The sequence below is a fragment of the Acidobacteriota bacterium genome, from assembly GCA_016208495.1.
In the GTDB taxonomy this organism is placed as follows: domain Bacteria; phylum Acidobacteriota; class Blastocatellia; order Chloracidobacteriales; family Chloracidobacteriaceae; genus JACQXX01.
Window position 1 is genome coordinate 1 of sequence record JACQXX010000118.1, and the last position, 19,201, is coordinate 19,201.

General features: G+C 49.4%; 16 protein-coding genes. 3 read left to right on the forward strand and 13 right to left on the reverse strand.

The window, feature by feature from the left end; translation table 11 throughout:
- Window positions 1-162 precede the first annotated feature (162 nt).
- Entirely contained in the window at window positions 163-4,008 is a 3,846-nt protein-coding gene (locus HY774_24690) for a hypothetical protein (protein ID MBI4751693.1), read from the reverse strand.
- Between the two features lie 291 nt (window positions 4,009-4,299).
- Between HY774_24690 and HY774_24695 the strand changes: the two genes are divergently transcribed.
- Entirely contained in the window at window positions 4,300-4,980 is a 681-nt protein-coding gene (locus tag HY774_24695; protein ID MBI4751694.1) for a Uma2 family endonuclease, read from the forward strand.
- A gap of 32 nt (window positions 4,981-5,012) precedes the next feature.
- Complete coding sequence (locus tag HY774_24700) at window positions 5,013-5,540, forward strand: hypothetical protein (GenBank protein MBI4751695.1); 528 nt, start codon at window positions 5,013-5,015, stop codon at window positions 5,538-5,540.
- Between the two features lie 24 nt (window positions 5,541-5,564).
- Here the strand turns inward: HY774_24700 and HY774_24705 are convergent, their stop codons facing one another.
- From HY774_24705 to HY774_24730, 6 genes are all read right to left on the reverse strand, one after another.
- Window positions 5,565-5,993, reverse strand: coding sequence for a hypothetical protein (locus tag HY774_24705; GenBank protein MBI4751696.1), 429 nt, complete (start codon window positions 5,991-5,993; stop codon window positions 5,565-5,567).
- A gap of 222 nt (window positions 5,994-6,215) precedes the next feature.
- Window positions 6,216-6,851 carry a carbonic anhydrase gene (locus tag HY774_24710; protein ID MBI4751697.1) on the reverse strand — a complete coding sequence of 212 codons (636 nt, stop codon included), beginning with the start codon at window positions 6,849-6,851 and terminating at the stop codon, window positions 6,216-6,218.
- Window positions 6,817-8,454: a SulP family inorganic anion transporter gene (locus HY774_24715; protein ID MBI4751698.1), complete on the reverse strand. Its 1,638-nt coding sequence runs from the start codon at window positions 8,452-8,454 to the stop codon at window positions 6,817-6,819. Before HY774_24715 ends, HY774_24710 begins: the two co-directional genes overlap by 35 nt.
- A 230-nt stretch (window positions 8,455-8,684) precedes the next feature.
- Entirely contained in the window at window positions 8,685-9,029 is a 345-nt protein-coding gene (locus HY774_24720) for a hypothetical protein (GenBank protein ID MBI4751699.1), read from the reverse strand.
- Window positions 9,030-9,047: 18 nt separating this feature from the next.
- The gene (locus tag HY774_24725; GenBank protein ID MBI4751700.1) at window positions 9,048-9,491 is read right to left on the reverse strand and encodes a hypothetical protein; all 444 of its coding nucleotides are present in this window, start codon (window positions 9,489-9,491) and stop codon (window positions 9,048-9,050) included.
- 392 nt (window positions 9,492-9,883) lie between these two features.
- Window positions 9,884-10,108, reverse strand: a complete 225-nt coding sequence (locus tag HY774_24730) for a hypothetical protein (GenBank protein ID MBI4751701.1) — start codon at window positions 10,106-10,108, stop codon at window positions 9,884-9,886.
- Window positions 10,109-10,406: 298 nt separating this feature from the next.
- Between HY774_24730 and HY774_24735 the strand changes: the two genes are divergently transcribed.
- Window positions 10,407-10,667, forward strand: a complete 261-nt coding sequence (locus tag HY774_24735) for a hypothetical protein (protein MBI4751702.1) — start codon at window positions 10,407-10,409, stop codon at window positions 10,665-10,667.
- A 169-nt stretch (window positions 10,668-10,836) separates the two neighbouring features.
- Here HY774_24735 and HY774_24740 read toward each other — a convergent pair whose 3' ends face one another.
- From HY774_24740 to HY774_24765, 6 genes are all read right to left on the reverse strand, one after another.
- Complete coding sequence (locus HY774_24740) at window positions 10,837-11,469, reverse strand: hypothetical protein (protein MBI4751703.1); 633 nt, start codon at window positions 11,467-11,469, stop codon at window positions 10,837-10,839.
- 64 nt (window positions 11,470-11,533) lie between these two features.
- Window positions 11,534-12,487: a hypothetical protein gene (locus tag HY774_24745; GenBank protein ID MBI4751704.1), complete on the reverse strand. Its 954-nt coding sequence runs from the start codon at window positions 12,485-12,487 to the stop codon at window positions 11,534-11,536.
- A gap of 60 nt (window positions 12,488-12,547) precedes the next feature.
- Entirely contained in the window at window positions 12,548-13,912 is a 1,365-nt protein-coding gene (locus HY774_24750) for an alkaline phosphatase family protein (GenBank protein ID MBI4751705.1), read from the reverse strand.
- 50 nt (window positions 13,913-13,962) lie between these two features.
- Window positions 13,963-16,668, reverse strand: coding sequence for a DUF3616 domain-containing protein (locus HY774_24755; protein ID MBI4751706.1), 2,706 nt, complete (start codon window positions 16,666-16,668; stop codon window positions 13,963-13,965).
- A gap of 276 nt (window positions 16,669-16,944) precedes the next feature.
- Window positions 16,945-17,586: an SMI1/KNR4 family protein gene (locus tag HY774_24760; GenBank protein MBI4751707.1), complete on the reverse strand. Its 642-nt coding sequence runs from the start codon at window positions 17,584-17,586 to the stop codon at window positions 16,945-16,947.
- A 739-nt stretch (window positions 17,587-18,325) separates the two neighbouring features.
- A complete protein-coding gene (locus tag HY774_24765; GenBank protein MBI4751708.1) occupies window positions 18,326-19,186 on the reverse strand; it encodes a hypothetical protein in 861 nt (286 codons plus the stop codon).
- Between the last annotated feature and the right edge of the window lie 15 nt (window positions 19,187-19,201).

Here is a 19,201-nt window from a genome sequence, read left to right on the forward strand (position 1 = left end):
ACAAATTTGTTTATTTTAAACCCTTGTCACTTTGTCAAAAAGTCACCTTGTCACCTTGTCACCCTGTCCCCTTGTCACTTTGTCAAAAAGTCACCTTGTCACCTTGTCACCTTGTCACTTTGTCACCTTGTCACCTTGTCACTTTGTCACCTTGTCACTTTGTCAGATCAAGTCACGCAGGGCTCGTAAAGCTCGACTGACCAGGGATGTTCCAAGACCAGTGTCAGCCGGAGTGACGGTGACCGTGAGCAATCCGGGGCTTCCGGCGCGTTCTTCTTCAAACATATTTCTGACACAGACGGCAAAATGCTGCGGAGCAATGTTTCCCTGGCTGTCCACGGTGATTGAAGTCGCCGCCAGCGGCACCACAAGTTCATCTTTTTCGCGAAAGTCGAGCGAGAACAATTTCACCTGTCCGCCTCCGATCAACCGCGAGAGTGATTCCGGCAAACACACCCACAGCAAATCGCCGGTTTTATAGCCTCCTTCGAGCTTGACGCGCAAATCAATGGCATCACCCACCACAAACTGACGGCCTGGGCGGCCATTTTTTTCCAGCGAAATCCGCAAGGGAAGGCCCGCATCAAAGGTGCTCCAGTTTTCCTCGACCAGACGGGTTACTTCGACCGCCACCACCCCATCAACTGCCTCAATGGATTCGATTTCTTCAGCCAGTTCAATAGCCTGAGCGGTGGGGATTTCCCGGCGATTGATTTTGACAGTGGCACTATTGCCGATAACACGAGCTGCTTTTAACTCTGCCATCAAGGCAATGGCCGCGACTGAATCAACGGTTGAATAAAGCGAGCCCTGGTCATTGAGTTGATTGACGATAGTGTTGGCCAGCTTCAACGCCTGATGCCAATCGGTCCCACCGCCGCTCCGAAAAAGCGTGGCGGCGGCATAGGCGGATTCAGATCGTTCTAAAACCGCGCCGTAGCAATAGGGGTTCATCGGTAGATCAGTGATTTTTCCTTCTGAAACGCGCTTCCGTACGTAATCCAGGGCTTTTCCCTGGACGGTGTTATCTAAGTTGAACCGCATCACATTGTAAGCCTCTTCGCTGGATTTGGCGGTTTCAAGCGGCCAGTCCAACCGATAGGCTTTGGCGGCATCGGTGGCCATTTTTAGACCTTTTTCAATTCCTTGACTGAGCGGTTTGCTCACGTTGTTCCCAGTGCGGAGAAGATCAAGATTAAACAGATACCGCGCGGCTTTGGGTCCATAGTAGTCGTGAGGGCTGTTTGGTGATTCCGGGTACATTTTAAACCCACGCCCAGGCAGCCACATTGATTCCTCGCGCCGAATCCCAGCCAGGATAATGGCTTCCGCTTTTTCGCGCTGAGAGCTGTTGCCATTGGCCAGGGCATACATTCCACAGGCAGCAAGAAGCTTGGCGGCGGTTTGTTCGCAACAGGCATGACCGTAATCCGCCGTTGCTTCGACCAGTGCGGTGAACGGTTTATCCAATCCCGGTAGAATGCGCATGGAGAGAATGCCAATGTCTTCCGTCCGGCTCAATGAGTTTCCAGGTTCTAAAAAGACCAGCGAACGAGTGAGCCGACGAAACACTCCGGGTGCATCCACCTGCTGTCGAGCCGTTTCAATGCTTTCGGTTGAAAGTTGCTGGAGTGTGGCGGTATACACGCCCGGACCAGTAAGGAACGTCACTTCGCCGCTTTGGACTTCTAAAACTTCATCTGGTTGAAGTGCTTTCCCGCCAAATGCCAGCGGAACGGGAACGCCATTGCAGCGAACCTGAACCTGGACGTTTCCGGCTGTCGCTCCAAAATTGAGATGACCGATAGCCGTATCTTCCGGATGAACAAATGCTGGAAGAGAAAAGGACAGATATGGATCCTTTTTGGCCTGAAATCGGCTTTCCGTGGCTTCCCAATCAAGTCCGGAGATGACAAAGGCTTCGACGATATAATCGGCAAACACATCTGGAAGTAAGAGCGTCAGGCTGGCCTTTCCCTGAACGACCGGTACCAGCCCGGCAAAGAGCACTTCGGGTTCTTTTTGAAGGCCAGCCGGTTCTGAATCAGGTTCGGCGCCAGATTCCGCTCCGGCCATCAATGTGGCCGTTCCAATGTCCTCGAATACATCCGAAGTCATGGTTTGAAACTGGCCAGTGTGCATCATTCCGCCGGGTGGCGCTGGTGCTGGTCTTGCTTGTGGCATCGGCATAAAGGGCGGCATGGCCTGCGATATAACGGGTGGAGGGTTGGGAATTCCTGCCCGATACAATTTTTCAGTTCCGTAGGATTGAGCTAAATAAGCCAGTGTTTTCTCGGGTGTTCCGACCATCAGTTCTTTGCCGGTTGTTTCGACAAACGTCTTGATTCCACCAGCCAGCCGACCGAGCGGTGTATCGCCGCTTAACAACCTGGCGTCCTTGACGATCATATAGAGTGCGCTGGGGTTGAGCGTTTCGGTTGTGACATGAATGGTGATATCCGTTCCTGGTTCGCACTGCAATGGAAGGAGAATCTCTGGGGAAAGCTCAACCGGTGCCAGCGTGGCTGCCCAGCCTTCCCAGGGTTTTTCATTTACAAACGCCCCAATCGCCAGCAGACCGACCGGTCCCGGCATTTCAAATTCAAGCGTGGTCGTCCGGGTAATTTCAGCATAGGTGAACTCGCGGATGCCCCTTGCCTTGAGCCATTCATAAGGTTCATACCCTTGAAGCGATTTCAGATCTTCATCCGTTGCCAGATGGTGAAAATCAGTCCAGCCATCCTCAATTGATTGCCGCAATGCCGCAACCGCACGGGCCTTTTGTCCTTGTCGGGCATAACAGCAAGCGGCAAAGTAGGCATAAAACGGATGCGGTTTTTCAAATTGGGCCCGCGCCCGTTCAAAAATAGCCACCGAATCAGAAAAATACCCATCTTTGAACAGTGCTTCGCCGCGTTGATACGGTTCATCAGTGGCACCCGGATAGGGTGCCGTTTCCGGGTTGACGGCGTCTGGTCGAGGTTTTGGAAATGTCGGGTCAATGACCAGCACGGTGAGGGCCTGGACTCGCCCCAGAACCGTCAGGCGGGCACGATAGGTATCTACGCGCTCAAGGGCAAACGGCGAAGTTGACTGAGCCCCCTCTTCAAGAAAAATCCCTCGAACCAGCCGCGAGCCCTCAACCGGAAGGAGCGACCCGCTGATTTCAGTCCCAAGTTTGGAAAAGGCGGTTGACTGGCGTTCGCTGGCCCGGCTTCCGACAATCGGAAGCGTCGCGGTTTTGCCTGGGTCGGCAACCAGTTGGACGTTAATGGTGTGTGGACCATTGCCGGTGAGCGCAAACGATCCCTTGACTTTGCCTTGCTCCGCACGAGCCGTGATTTTAGCCAGTCGCCGATTTTGCTCCATCAATTCAAGCGCGACATCGCCTTCAACCGGCGTTCCAAAGCTTTCCAGGTTCAGGACAAATGAAAACTGATTGTTGCCCGAAAACTTCTTGTGGTGAAAGGCTGCGGTGAGTGGTGACAACCGGTATTCCGCCACGGTGAACGAACACCCGGCGGTGTCAGCGGCTGTTCCTTCAAACGCCGCTTCATACGATCCAACCGGAAGGTCGCGCAATTGAAAGGTTGCTTCTCCGTGGTCACCCAACTGAACCGTGTGCCGGGAAAATTCACGCTCGTCCACCGAGACCACCAGATTGGCTGACGACCGTGGCGCCAGTGGATTGAGTGCCAGCAAGTTGACGGTATCGTGTTCAGTTCGGTAAATCGCCTTGTCGCAGGTCACGACGGCCAGATTCAGATCCGGCAGAGTGAAGGGTTTAATTTCCGCACCACCAAGCTGGATAGGATGTGTTCCAGCCAGCGAAACAACCCGTGGTGGCACAACTCCACTGCCAGCCAGGAGCCTGGCAATCCACCCGAGTGTTGGATGTTCCCAGGTCTTTGGGGTCAGAAAGGCAAAGATATTTCCGACGACAATTTCCTTTCCAATTGACTGGGCCGTGTTCCAATCAAGAATTGATGTGCGGCTTGCAAGCGACATAGCGGCGATACCTCCGTGAAGCATGAGTTATGAATTATAAATTATGAAAAACACAAACGCTTATGAATCAAACAGATAGCTTTGATAGAACCCCCAAAGTCCATTCTCAATGAGCAGCCTGATTGGCCCGGTTCATCATTCATTATTCGTCAGTAGTCTTTGTTGGAGATTATGGTTCACCGGGCCGGGATTTGGCCATAGGTTCTTTTGGGAATTTGGTCGCTATTCAGTTTTGATGTGATTGTGCTAAAACCACAACCAGACTTTCGCAAGATGAATCAGGAGGGTGCGATGGTAGCAGTTTACAAACCAAAATCGCCCGAATTGCTGTCTGGTGACCAGTGCATCACGCTCCACGGAGTGACGGTTGAAACCTACCGCAAGCTCTCTTCAGAATTAGGAGATCGTTCCCGGCCACGGCTATTTTATTGTGAAGGAAGCTTAGAACTTGTGAGCCCATCACCACGCCATGAATCACTGGTTGAGTTTTTAAGATCATTGGTTCGGATTTGTGCCCGACTTTTTAAAAAGAAAGTGTATGGTTTTGGCTCAATGACGTTGGAGCGGGCCGATGGACAGGCTGGCGGAGAGCCCGACGCCGTGTTTTACCTTGGTCAATCCACTTCACTCCATCTGGCAACCCGATTTCGTCCAGGAGTTGATCCAGCCCCAGATTTGGTGGTTGAAGTGGATTTGAGCAGTTCTTCCCAGGAAAAAGTCAAAGAAGCCGGATTGTATGCCCAGCTCCAAATTCCTGAAATCTGGAAGTATAGAGAGGGCAATGAGTTGCAGATTTTGATCTTCCAGGAAGGGAAATATATTGAGCAAACCACCAGTCATCATTTTCCGGATGTCGCGTGTGAGTTGTTGCGTCAGGCGCTTAACCTTCACGATACAAAAGATCCTGAGACCGGGCTTCAGTGGTTTGAAAAACAACTTAAGCACATGGTTCGTGAGAAGAAGAAACAATGAGTGGGATGTCGCGAACAACTCGTGGTGAGAGAATGGAAAAGCTCTTCGCTTCTGAAAGCCGCTATCCAGCCGGATTTGCCAGGTTCGATGTGTTGGGAATATCCCAAAGTTTCAGGCTTGGACACGTTTCTGATTTCACGGAAGCTATCGAACAGGTTGCCGCTCGGCTCAATCGGAAGCCCCGTGAAATAGACGCTCACGGGTATGAAACAGAACTCATTGCCGCCGTTTGCAATCCTGAACAAACCCAATATGCCTGGGTGGAATATCGGTTTCGAGAGCTGGAAACCAGGGTGGATATCCAGTTTTATCTTCGGGAGGTAAAAGACGGCAATCTGGTAACTGACTGGATCATTGAAACCTACAATCCCTTTTTTGGATGTCAGGTGCAGTACCTTGCCTGGCACGAAGATCGAATCGTGGTGATCTACCTGGAAAAGCACCACGTCTACGTGGCCTGGTTGCGCCATGGAAAACTGATTCAGCGATTGAAAATCAACCACGAATGGCAAATCTGTGATGGGATGTTACTGACTTTGGGTTCAAAATTCCGGCTGTAGGCGGTTTTGTTCAGAGTTCCGCCTTCAGGCGGGTATTGGATTTGGTTGAAGCTGCAAAATCGTTTGTAAGAATCCTTTCACGATTGTGCCTTCACGCCACAAATTCCGAAGCGCCAGCCCCGTCAGGATGAATGAAATGCCAATCAGTGTCATCCACCCCAGATTGGTCAGTGGCGGCGGCATATCAGACCAACCTGTATTGGAGTTGTCGGTGAAGAACAGGTTGAAAACCTGATTGAGCCTGGCCCAGTTCAAAAAGATAACCCTGCATCCCAGCAGTTTTGGATTCCAAATTGTCAGGAGTGGAATAAGCCCAAAATCCAGAAATCCATACCAGAGCCAGCCGACTGAAAGACCTGCCAGAATTACTTTCCGAAATGTGTGACCGAGAAAAGCCAGAGTTTTCCAGGAATAGAGTTTCGGTTGGTTGAAAACGTATTGATTTGCTGACACGGTATCCTCCACAAAACCAATCAACATTGGACTTTTGGCCCAGGAAGACACCTGATTGTGTTGGTCAGTTCCCAAAAGAAATCAAACCGATCTCCCAAACCCAAATACCTTTTCATCAGTCCAAGGATGGGTTGGATTTTGTAAGTATTTGAATTTTCGTGGTTTTCGTGGTTTTCGTGGTTAAAATCGTCCTGGGATTTTCGGTAAGGTACGCATCACCTTTCAGTGTTCAAAGTCATAACAGTACACATCGTCGGGCAGCGTCCCAGGTTTAACCAGGGTAAGTTCCTGCAAGTACCCGGTGTGCAGGTCATACACCCAGCCGTGGAGGTATGGCCGCTGGTCGGTCTTCCAGGCCATTTGAATGATCGAAGTTCTGACCAGATTTCGCACCTGCTCTTCGACATTGAGTTCAACCAGTCGCCGCCAGCGCTGGTCTTTGGTGGGAAGGGCGTTGAGTTCGTCCCGGTACAGGTGATACACATCCTTGATGTTATGCAGCCAGGTGTTGATCAAGCCCAGGTTTTGATGCGACATCGCGCTTTTGACGCCTCCGCAGCCATAATGCCCGCAAATGATGACGTGTTTGACTTTGAGCACATCCACGGCATATTGCAGCACGCTGAGCAAATTCAAGTCCGAATGAACCACCAGATTGGCCACGTTACGATGAACAAACAGGTCTCCGGGGCCGGTTCCAGTGATATCTTCCGCCGGGACACGGCTGTCTGAGCATCCAATCCACAAATACTCAGGTTTTTGTTCGTCTTTGAGCCGCAGGAAATAATCGGGCCGCAGATCCAGTTTTTCCTTCACCCAGGCTTTATTCGCCAGCAGGAGTTTCTTGTATTCTTCCATTCGATCCTCCAAAAAGTTTCATCCACGCAAGCTGCGGGGGAATTTTTGAATCGAGATTCTTTTTCTCAATCGTGATATTTCGGTATTTGGCCAGTTCTTCAAATTCGGCAATTACTTCATAAATGTCCTGGTCAATGTAGAGCGATTTGGTCGCGTCCAGGATCAGGATGACGTCGTTTGGGATTTTGGTCAGTTGTTCTTTGAGTTCAGCTTTGTTGACAAAGGTCATGTCTTTGTTAAAGCGGATCAGGTAGTAATTGTCCTGATTGACACACGTCATGGCTGAGTGATGGTTGGCTCGAATGACAAAAAAGAGCCCGAAGAAAAACCCAATCGTGATTCCCACCAACAAATCCGTGAACACAATTGCCACGATGGTAATGATAAACGGAATGAATTGCTCGCTTCCTTGACGATACATCTCCTTGAAAACACTGACGTTGGCCAGCTTATACCCAACAACGAACAAAATAGCCGCCAGGCAGGCGAGCGGAATTCGATTGAGGAGCGTTGGGATCAATAACACGGCTCCAAACAAGAGGATCCCGTGGAAGATCGTCGCCATCCGGGTTCGGCTCCCGGCATAGACATTGGTTGACGTCCGAATCACCACCGAGGTAATGGGCAAACCGCCGAGCATTCCAGACGCCATATTGCCGATGCCCTGGGCCATCAACTCGCGATTAGTGTTTGAAATGCGCTTGAAGGGGTCAATTTTGTCAGCAGCCTCAATCGCCACCAGCGTTTCAAGACTGCCCACCGCCGCAAAGGTGATTGCCAGGGTGTACACCTCAGGGTTGGTCAGGGCTGACAAGCTGGGAAGGGTGAACTGATTAAAAAAAGTGCTCAGACTGGTTGCCACCGGCAATGAGACCAGATGACCATCCTCAGCCCGTAAATAAAACCCGGCAAAGTAAATCCGACACACCTCGTTGATCAATGTGCCGATACCCACCACCAGCAATGGGGCGGGCACCAGGCCCAGAACCCGATTTTGTTTGAAAAACGGTTGTTCCCAAAGTAGAAGAATCGCCAGCGAAACCACGGCGATGACCACTGCTTCCGGGTTAAAGGTGAAAACTGAATGAAGAATCGCAACCAGGGTATTTTCATCGCCCACTCCCTGAAGGAACCCGAAATCTCCGATATAATCCCGATCTTGTCCCAGCGCATGCGGGATTTGCTTGAGAATAATGACAATTCCGATAGCCGCGAGCATTCCCTTGATGACGGAGGTCGGCACGTAGTCTCCGATTCTGCCACCCCGAAACAGCCCAAAGATAATTTGAAGAATTCCTGATAACACGACCACAGTCAAAAAGGCTTTGAAACTGCCGCTTGATTTGATGCCGCCAGCCACCATCACCGCCAGACCGGCAGCCGGTCCGCTGACGCTGATTTCCGAGCCGGAGAGCATTCCCACCACCAGTCCTCCGACAATGCCGGCAATCACGCCTGAAAACAGCGGTGCGCCAGAAGCCAGGGCAATTCCAAGACACAACGGCAGGGCCACGAGAAAGACAACCAGTCCGCCAGGCAGGTCATAGTGGAGATTTGGTTTCAAGTGGCCTTCGAACAAAATCGGATTCTGTGGTTTCACCATACTGTTTGGCCGTTTCCCCTTTCCGGTTACTAAAAAAGGCTGTCGGTCTCCTTTGCAGTTGATCACAGCCCCAAATATCGCTGAACTTTTGAAAACTCCGCTAACTTACAGGTCTTTGCTCAATTCGACCAGCCTTTCTCGGTTGTGAAGGTCTGTCACTCATCGTGATTTTGAACCGGGTAGAGCCGGATCTCATTGTGGGCAAAAGGAGGTTGAGCAACAGTTTGCCACTATTCCGCATAAACGGGACACCCCGGAAGATCCTCCGGAAGTCGTTGGACCACACATTCCCAGCCGTCCATCTCTTCATCAATTTCAAAGGCATATCCGTGATTGGTCCCAACCTCAATGCAGATCAGATCAACCGCCCACAGGTCACGTTTGAATGCCAGAAGATAGGTAATGTCTTGCCATTCAATCACGGTTTCTTGCTCGATTTTGCCATTGACCGCGCGAGTCTTCCAAAGCTGATGTGGAGTGCAAATGATTGAAAACGTAGGAGATGGCTGCGGGTCTCGAAATCGCGCCAGGATGTGTGAAAGCCAGGTTGGTTTGGGTTCTGGCGGGTTGTTCATCGGGGAACCCTCCTGTCATCAGGGGAAATCAAGGTCAGGGCCGATGATTCGAAACAGTTGAGCACTGCGCTTTGGATGAAGTTGATCAAAGTCAGCCCACCACGAACCGGGTTTGACGAGGAACAAATGGGTGTCAGAGTTGAAGCTCAGTTCAAACAACCGGAGTTCGTACTCGTCTTGAAGAATATCATTGATTGCCCGCAGGCAAATATAACGGTCTTTCAGGCTGAAGCTCAACCCAAGCAGCCGTTCCTTTTCTTTATACTGGATCTGGATGTCGTCGTTGCCCATCCATTCAAAGGAAATTTTGTATGGAGCAATAACCTGGTTGATCGACCTGATGATTTCCTCTTCTTCTTCGCGCCAATCCACCATCACGGCTTCAGGAGATTCTTCAATCAATTCCCAGAGAATTTCTTCATCATCCGAGAAAAATCGTTCGTCAAAATGGGTGTTCGTCATATTTGAGAGGTAATGAGTGGATATCAAGGTTTTGCGACTGTTGGGTGTTTTTTCATTCATCCCCAAATCGAAACCAATCTGATTCGACTATATTTGGGTATGACGGCAGGTTTCCTATTTCCCAAGATTTTCCATACACAAAAATTACCAATTTGTACTTCCATTTCGTTGAAATCGTTGAAGCTGGCTCCGGCAACTTTTGAGAATCCTTTGAAGCGTCAGTTCCGTTCCTTCGAACATTAATCCCGGCGGTGCGTCGGTAAAAACAAGGTTGGCCGTTTTGTGGCACAGACCCGGAGACTGCTACCTGGAGTTCCCCTCCTGGTTTTATTTCAACTGGTGGATCGTTGAAGGCGGCTGTCCAACACGTACCGGTAACCGGCCAACAATCCTCAGTTTTTGATAACCGGTTGAATGTCTTGAATCCGGGCGTATCGGTCCTGAAGGGGTTTAAACCCGATTTTCGGTACAATCTTGTTTTTGATAACCGGTTGAAGATCTTGAATCTGGGTGTATTGCTCCTGAAGGGGTTTAACCCCGATTTCATGCGGTGCCATCGGTTGGGGAGATTGGCCAAAGGGCAAAATCAAACAAATTAGCATGAGAAGGGTAACCATAGTCTTTTTCCTCTATGAAATTTTGAAATCGAAACGGTACGAAGGCAAAAGCGAAATGCCTCAGGATTCATAACTGGTTTTGTTCTTCTGCCTCAACCTCTACAAAGTAAATGACATCCAGGAGCACAAACCGATGAAACCACCATGGACCGCCTTTTTGAATCGCTCCAATAGATTTTATTTTGAGTCCTCGACTTGTCACTAACCTTAGTACAAGTCCCCATAAAAGGGGTATGAAATTCGATCACTCGCTGGGGAAAAATTGGTTTTCGCCCGGATGGGCGCTGGAAAGTAGCCGGTGGCAAGTGTCGCTTTGGACATGCGGCCACCGGAAAGAATCGCCCGTGAGGTGCGCGCCCGGATGGGCGCTGGAGGTGTGGTTCGGTCACTTTTCCTTTGGAGTTTCAGTCACTCGCTCACGATTCTGGTTCCAGCGCCCATCCGGGCGCGAACGATTGGCGGCCTGGATTCCGGTGGGTGTGCCTCAAAGCCGGCTGCCCACCGGCTACTGTCCACCGCCCATCCGGGCGAAAACCGAAATTCCATCCCTTATTTATGAGCACTTGTACTTAGTCCAGAAATGAAGCATAAATCAAGAGTTCCGACTCAAGGCGGAACTCTTGACTTTTTCCCACTCAATTGAAGTTGCTCTATACTTCAAATCGCCATCTTTTTGAGTCTTTTTGAGTTTGAAATCGAGAAATCACTCAAACGAAGAATGGCTGCATTCAAGCCGCTTGCAATGTAAATCCAGGGGCAGCAACTCCTGGCCACAATTCATATTGGACTTCTGGTTCTTGAGTGCCACCATGTCTTGGACTTGAAGGAAGTCCAATTGCTCGCGCCGCCGCAATACTCAGCTCGCCGATCTTACGAGATGGCCCTTTGTCGGCAACCACGCATTCAACAGACTGACCTCTCCAGGTAACTCGTGCTTTACAACCTCGGACTATGCCCGATGTCCCCTGAACGATCAGGCGTGGCACAACAATGTAGGGCACGGTTTCGGAGTCTACATACGCCGCAGGATCGCTTGGTAATTTTCCAGGGTGGCGATACCAGGTCATTGAGGCAATGATCCCGCCGGAAAAAATTTTTGGTTCATTATCCACATCCAAAATCACAATACTCCGTGCCCAGGGTTCGGCACAAATAACTTTTCCATGAACAATTTTCATGCCGCCGTTTGCAAGCAATTCGGTTCCGGAATTATCTTCCTTGTAGGCAGCCGGGGCGCCATTTTGCCCATTTGCGCCATCGGCGTCTATGTCGGCATCCGCAAGAAAAAAAACTCTTCCATCGTCATCTTCGGTGATGGTGCAGGAATACCCTTCATTCGTAATCGTGCCTATCGTGCGCATACGTTCTCCTCCTGATTATTTCAGCCGGTTTATCTTCATTTGCAATCCTGACAACAATCAATGGTTAAGCCAGTTTATAGCCAAGTTGAATGCCAGAATTTGTCATGACCAGGAATTCGTGAATATCGTAGGGGTGTGTGCCTCCATTGAAGATGTGCTTGAGCAAATCAAAAAAATGTGCCAGCGCCTTACCATTTTCATCAAGGTCCGCATCCAGAATGGTTTGGCGACCTCCCTGGTGATCTTCCACCCTGGAAAGTGTTAACTGCAGGTTCGCATGGGCTTCAAAGGATTTGAGGCTTATCATTTCCAGAATTCGGAGGTCTCCAGGAATGTTCTTCCGGTGCAGGCTGGGATCGGCAGGTTGGTATATATTTCCAAACAATTTGATGGATCGGTTGACCTCGGCCCACATGTCATCTCGTACAACAGCCACGAATCGCTCTCTTCCAAGGGTCAGAATTTGTTGGACAAATGAAAACCATGCCGGCTGGTCAAGCGTCGGCTCAATTGGCTCCCTCATTTTATAATAAAGATTCAGAAGAGCTGTTTTCGCCAGCCGGGCATCGGTATCATTGAGCCCATCAAAGGTGTCACCCGTAACCAATCCAAGGTTTGAGGAACTTCCCTTTTGAACCAATTGAACCGAAGGCGAGTTTTTTAGGACTTCCTTCAGCAGGTCAAATTCTGGAGGAAGTTCCATCCATTTCACAAATTTGGCCTTCCAGGTTTCAGGATCCCTCACGACCCGATATTCTTTTTCAACCGGCGATGTACCAGGAAGCATCAGGATACTCGTTTGGAAATCGCGGTATCGTGACGGCGCGATATCCAGGCGAATATTCCCGACTTGTGGAAAAGCAGGCAACTCAAATAGTTGAGCTGACGGAAACGAAATCACGTGGGAATTTCCAATTTGGCGATTGTCTGGCTGGAAAAACTTCACTCCAACCTGATCGTGAATCGGCTTTCTTTCAACGCCCATCAGTTTGATTTTCAAAAACCCTGTATTTCCCATCCCTGGCCTCCTTTGGATTCTGGTTTTGCATGATGGAAACCGCTGCTTTTCTAAACAGCTTTAAAACTTTGAATAACTTGGGCGTGAGGGGAACGAATAACGGATGATTTCTTTGACATCGGAGAGTGCAGAAGAGCTTTTTTTAGCCCTCTTTCCAACCCAGGTCACGGTGGGCACCCCCAGAACGGCTCCATTTTGATCTCTTGGGTATTTGACCTCAAACAAGCCATACTGACGACGCTCCCCGATACCACCCCCAGCGGTTCCGTCTTCGTGTCCAATGCTGTAATCGCCTCCTTTTTCCGAAGCCGGGCTCTCCAGCGCCGCCGCCTGAAAAACGGGGAACCCGCCCTGGTTTCCTTGTGAATCAGGTGTGGTATAGGTGTGGTGCGACCCATCGTCAATTGCCAGCATGTGAGCATCTCCACTGATCATGCAGACATTATTGATCTGGTTTTGCTTCACAAAATCAGCCAGTTCTTTGCGCTCAACGGCATACCCAGCCCAGAAATCCAGCCCATTTTCAGGGTCTCCGATCCAGGGCACAGAGTTGGCCCAAATAATCAGATCTTTAGATTTTCCTTCAAGCAACTTATTTTTTAACCAAAGTTTTTGGTTCCTTCCCAAGATGGTTTTTCCAGTTCCGCCTGAGGAATTGCGCGATGTTTTATTGAACCGGGTATCGGTCAACAAAAACATGACATTTCCAATCTGGAATGACTGAAACAAACCATCACTTGGGCTGGCAAATTCGTGATGAGGGACATAGATCGAGTAGGCTTCGAGCGCGGTTTTTCGAGCAGAACGTGATTCGTCACTGGCGTCTCCTTCAGCGTTGTTTCCAAGAAAGTCGTGATCATCCCATCCATAAACAACCGGAAGTTTTTGAAACAGCGCTTTGATTTCCTTGCGTGAGAGGACGCTGTCATATTTCTTGAAACGGCCCGGAATATCCCGCTCGTGGATGTCATAATATAAATCACCGAGATGCGCAAAAAATAACAAACCAGGTTCTTGTGTGATGGCGGCATACGCTTCAGGTGCAGGGGAATGGAAGAACCAATCGCTCTTTGAACAACTTGAGAAAGCAAACCGAAAATCTGTTTGCGTCCCAGGTTCAGGAAAAGTTTGAAAGGCTCCCCCAGTGCCTTCCTGAGCTGCCCTTCCATCAAAGCGGAAGTTGTAAAAATATTGGGTGTTTGGGCGCAAATTACTCAACCGGAAGGTCAAAATCCGGTACTGGTAATCTGGGTTCACCCAAATCGAAAAAGGGTTCACCGATTGAAAAGTATGAAAGTCCGAGGCTTCTGAAATGATGATTTCAGCACGTTGGACATTTCGCATCACACTCAGTTTGATGGTTGCCCCAGTCTCTGTAACCGCACCGCACCAGGGCCCAGCATTGATTCTTGATGCTTCACTCATAGTTCCTCCTTGAGAAGAATTTTCCGTTGCAGAAATGAATGACCCCTGCCTTACAGGAGCGTTGCGAGAGCTGATGAGACTCCCTTCTGGCGAAGCTTTTGGCGAGTTGCTTCCAGCGGTTGGGCGTGGATGGGTTCGACTTCAAAAACCGCCGAACGAATTGAATGGGATTGAGCCAGTTGATTTCGAAACTCCCGGAAGAGAGGCGGCGTGGTTGCAAGATGAAAAGCCAGTTCCTGTCCAACCTGGTTCAGGTGACGACTCAAATCTGAAGGTGGGACGCCAAGTAATTCAGCCAGAGAGGAGTGCAAGACCTCTGGTGGACTATCCTCAAAAAGGTGGCGAAACGTCGCTTCACCGCCGGTATCAACTGGCATCATTGAATTGAAGTGGAGGGCTGCATTGGGAAGATCCACCGGCAACGCTGCCGCCAGGACCTGGTCAGCCTGGATAATTCCGGCACCATATTGGTTTTGATCCCATTCAGGTGGGTGAACGCAGCTTTTCCGGAGTATCTGGTTAAAAACGAACGAAAGCTTTTCCTGGCCATACCGGGCAATCAGGTTGTCCCGACCATGAAATGAAAGCCACAGCGCTGCAATTCCAGCCACATGAGTGACGGCAAATGAGGTGCCGGATCCACGTCCGGTGGAAAATCCAGTGAGATCCCCTGATTGATGTTGAACGGTGGCTCTCCAAACAGATTCGCCTGGGGCTGAGACATCCACCTTGTCACCATGGGAGGATCCACGCCATGGCCTGTTTTCAACATTGGTTGCGGCCACTCCGATCACTTCATCATAGGCTGCGGGCCAGGCAACAAACCCGACGTAATTGCCCGCAGCCGCACAGAGAATGACGCCATGCCGTTGGGCATAGCGGACTGCCTGGTGGATACGCCAGTTGCCAAGTCCTCCCATGCTGATGGAAATGACATGGGCTCCCTGGTTCACGGCATATTCAATGGCTTTGGCCAGCTTGAATATATCAGTCAACAAGACCACCGTATTTGAAACCCGGAGTGGAATGATCTTACTTCCAGGCGCGACCCCAATGACATCAACTTCATTTGGCAGAACCGATTGGCGAGGGCTGACAATGACGCTTGCGGTTCCAGTCCCGTGGCCTGGATGAAATCCGTCGAGCTGGTCGCGGGCATCCTGGATGTTCTCTTTGAAGTTAAACCCCTGGTCTGGAATCAAGTTGGCAAGAATTTGGGGATGATCAGTAAATCCAGTATCTGGGTGACCAATCACAACTCCCTGACCGGGGGTTTTTCCTTCGGGAAACATTGCCCATGCCTTCGGCGCCTGGATTGCGTTCACGCTCCAATCAGATTGTTCACTTCCAGGTTTGTGTTCTTCGCCTCCAAAGGCTGAGAGCATGCGGGCTTCAGGTTCGGGCTCGGTTAAATCCGGTTCATTCAGCGTTGGAAGTTCAGGAATAATGAATTGGGGTTCGACATACACAAAACCAGGCTGGGAGCGAAGATGGTAGGTCCGTTCCCAGGCGGCTTCCGGGGAAAGAAATACTGTTGGGTGAGTCACATCAAATTGTTTTTCTGAATCGCCGAACCGTTCGGCTTGCCAGCCGAATTCAAATTCTTGATTAAATAGCTCAGCGACATCACCAGGCCCCTTCGATGTGGCCATTTCCACCGAAAAACCAGTGAATCGAACAAAACAGGGGGAGTCTGGCAGATCAAACAGATCAACAATGAGGCTGTCATTTCCGACTTTTCGCAATCGGGAGGGAGAATCATAAGTCACCAGGACTGAGGTGCAATTGCTGGAAGTCGAAAAGATGGTAAGTCCTTCAGCCCGGTCGGTTCCAGCCAGGATTCCTTCGCCATGAGGGATTTCAAACAGTTTCCCTGGGGTCGTCAGACTCTCATGGTCAACCAGTAAGGCATTTTTCCACCGAAACACGGCGATAGTGCCATCCATTTCCATGGTTGGACCAGCAAGGATGAGCAAATCATCATTCTGAAAACACAGGTCACGAACGCCCATCCCTCGCAGGTCAACAAAATGTTTGCGATACGTTTGGCCTTCCGGTGCAATTTCTTTCAATATCAATTGTGACGGAATCTCAGGATCTGACTCAACCTGGATTTCAAGGATGACGGCCCACCCACGTAGGACCGGGCCACGCAACCCAATAAACACCCGCGAGCCTGAAACGGCCAACCCTTCGATGTCAAACCCATTGTCTTTACTGGGGATCTTGAGGAATAAGCCCAAATGTTTATCCTGATTTAAAGTATCGAGAAAAACATTGCCGTCTTTGCGGGCCTTGATTTGTGCGGCTCTCAGTTGTGGATGCGACTCCGGATGTTCTTTTTTCAATTCGCCATTGATAAGTGGAATTCTGGCCAGGATGTAACGATTTCCATCTTTCTCATTACCTTTGGCAAGATTCGCAATGTTTTGGGCTTCATCAAATTTATCAAGTTTTACTTTTTCACGTTTCAGGCTATGAGAGCCGATCAACCAGAGATAGCCTCCATTGTAATCCATTCCTTCCAAATCAATCTCACTGTTTTCAGTGTCTGGTAGTTCAATATAGTCTCTGAGCGGTTTGGTCACATACCCGTCAAAAACTGAATTCTCTGAGATTGTGAGTCGTTCAACGCTGGTTTTTTCATCTGAGGCTACCCAAAGGAATTGATCAGCCTTGACGACGGCTGACAGGTTTTTCAGGAGTTTTTTATCCTTGGCGAGTTTGAGCGTGATGGATTGGCGGCGGTTTGACATAGTCGGACTCCGTGTTATCTTGGAAAATACAGGGTTTGTCAGTCAAAACAAGTCGGTATCAGGGGGATTGAATTAGGCTCTTCTCCTCCTGATTGCAGCACAAAGATGGGGATTCCCAAAGCTTATCGGTCACCTTCAACGGAAAGTGGATGGGGAGTTCGCCTGGGTAAACGGCACTGAGTTTGGAAAATACTCTCTACAATTTGATAAGCGGATTTCTGAAGTATTGTGGTTCACAACTTCTGAGAATTTTCGGCAAGGCACGCATTTTTATTTTCAAAATCTGATTTTGTCAGTTACTTCAGTGAGCCAGGTGAGATACCAGTCCATGAATTTCATGCGGGGTTTACCATCTTTCTGTAATGGATATAACCCTTTATGATCTGTCCGATCATCGCACCAAATATTCCCCCGCTCAGGACCAGTAATGATGAGCCATTGGCGATATGCACAGCCAAGGTGGCAGATGGGAATTGCTCCATTGATATGGTTTGGGTTGAAATAATTTGCTTCGAATGCGGTCACTTGTCTTTCGAGTTCATCGTCATCTTCGAGGTCATAGTCAGGTTCTTCCTGAAGATCATTCCAGGCTTCCGTATGTGGGAAGGGAAGAGCCAAAATACCCACGAAGCCGTCATTTTCCTTCCATTTCGCATATCTCCATCCATTATCCATTTCGCCAAGTTTGAACAACCCATAAGCTGGGCCGGCTCCTCCGTTTCCAACGTGCAAGAGGAAATCGCGGTATTCTTCAGGTAACGAAACTTGGTGGTGCTGCTCAAACTCCTGAATTTCTTGTTCGGTCAGAACTGGGTGGAGTTTGAATTGATGTTCCTCGGCACCAAAAACCTGGGGGCTCGGTCTCCGTGTAGCAAGAGTGGAAATAGTTTTTTTGATTTGTATGTGGTGAATATTCATATTTGGGCGCACCACCGAATTTCGGTCCGATTCGTTTCGCATCCAGATGGGGGCTGGACGATGAGTTTGGTTTGGTATCCACCGGTTCACCGATGCGTTTGAAACGTTGGTCCAGCGCCCATCCGGGTGCGAACGTGCCTGTCCCTGGATTCCGATGGGTGCGCCAAAGCAGGCTTCCACACCGGATTTTGTGTTAGGCCAAGTCGGTGTTAAAAATAAAGGGCTTGTCAGTACCACCCGTGTGATAAGTACCTTACCGAAAATTTCCAGACATTTTAACCACGAAACACACGAACGACACGAAAAGAATCAAACACTTACCAAACCCAATATCTCAGGAAACTTATGACAAGGTACTTACCACTTTGGAATGAAGTGATCGTATTAGAGAATAGTCAAGTAATTCAATAAATTGAAGTTAGTGAACTACTGACTACGATCTACTGACTACAAACTGGTATAAGCGGGTGGGATTGGAAGCCAGTCGGCCCACCCACTGATGCAGGTGGTACTGACTCACTGGCGTTTTTGATTTGTCTCCGACACAAAATCCGGTAGAAGCAGTAACACCAGTTGTTCGAGTTCGGTGACAAAACTGGGAAACAGTTCGTTGACGGTCATACCAATTTGCAATGGAATCTTCACATTATGCAAAGGCTAAAATATTGAAAATATTGTATTTCTCTTAGCCCTTAGCCCGATACCCTCAGCCCCAGACGTCAAGCCGGAGCACTCCATATTATTTCAAATAAAAATAAATCCCCTCGGCGCGGTAGCGGTACATTTTTGTCAGCGTTGGATTGTGGGCAAATTTAGGGCTTGCCCCAATGGTTTTATTGGCATCCAGCAAGACCACCTGACCGTCGCGCACCACGTAATCAAACTTTCCATAGTCAAAATTCATTTGCTGCCGCAATTCAATAATTTGCGGGTGTGGCTCGACTGATTCGGCGCGAATTTGGGTCTTCCCATTCACAATCGGTTGCGGAGAAGACAATCGAGCACAGGTCAAACGGTCACCTAAAAAATGAAAGTTGAAAATCTGGTACAGCCCATCTTCGATTTGGGGTAGAAATTGCTCGATGATGACTTGTGGGTTGTCACGAAATTTTTGTGGAACGTCATTCAGGCTTGGAAAAATCGGATAGTCCATCGGCGCCTGAAATGGTGAGACATCCGGCAGCAAACCATGCTGGCCAAGCCATTTTCGGAGCCGGACCACCTGTCGCGGAATGCCACTTTGCGAAAGAAGTCGCTCTGGAACTCCGGCAAAGTTCAGATTTGATTTGACGATGACCGGGCCCTGATAGCCGTCTCCCGCTTTGACCAGATAGCGACTATAGGATGATTTGCGAACATCAGCTAACCCAGCATTAAGGGCAACCGGATACTGGCGAGCAAATTCCAGATATTCGTTTGGAACCACTGATAAATCAATATGAACAATCAACACATCAGCCGGGACAAAAGTATCAACCCCGTAAATTTCAATCACTTCCAAACCATCGTTCTTCCAGAACTCCGCCAGCAGGTCAATGGTGTAAGGAACTCGCCAGCCGCGATTTTTTTCATGAAAAAGTATGGCAATTCGTGATTTCATAGAACGATTGAATGC